The 407-nt window shown below is 61.9% G+C and carries 1 pseudogene; it reads left to right on the top strand.

Annotated features, from left to right (window positions below):
• Nucleotides 1-305: pseudogene (locus tag BJI47_RS24345) on the top strand (transposase); the annotation flags it as partial.
• Nucleotides 306-407: the final 102 nt, after the last annotated feature.

Genomic DNA, 407 nt, shown 5'->3' with positions numbered 1-407 from the left:
GGGCCGCCTCAAGTGCTGCGAATGGACAACGGATCGGAGTTCATTTCGCATGTGCTGCAGCAGTTCTGCGGTGACCGCATCGGAATCTCGTACATCCCGCCGGGCACACCGTGGAACAACGGGCACATCGAATCTGGGGGCACCTCCCTGGACGAAGTCCTTGGGGGATCAACAACCGACTACGGAAGGAATGCCTGAACCGCAACCATTGGATGAGTCTGCTCGAGGCTCGGGTGGTGATCGAGGATTTCAAGGACGACCACAACCACCGGCACCGCCACTCGTCGCTCGGCTACCTCACCCCGTCCTGGGGGTCCCTCCCGCTTGCGGGGGCGTACGCTGCACAATGCACCCACACGCACCAACCCGTGGGCTGCGAGATCGACTGACATCAATCACACCGTGGC

Origin of the sequence: Rhodococcus sp. 1168, assembly GCF_002091955.1 — a bacterium.
GTDB lineage: Bacteria > Actinomycetota > Actinomycetes > Mycobacteriales > Mycobacteriaceae > Rhodococcoides.
Note: the sequence above shows the minus strand (reverse complement) of the source record. Positions and strands in the feature narration are given on the sequence as shown.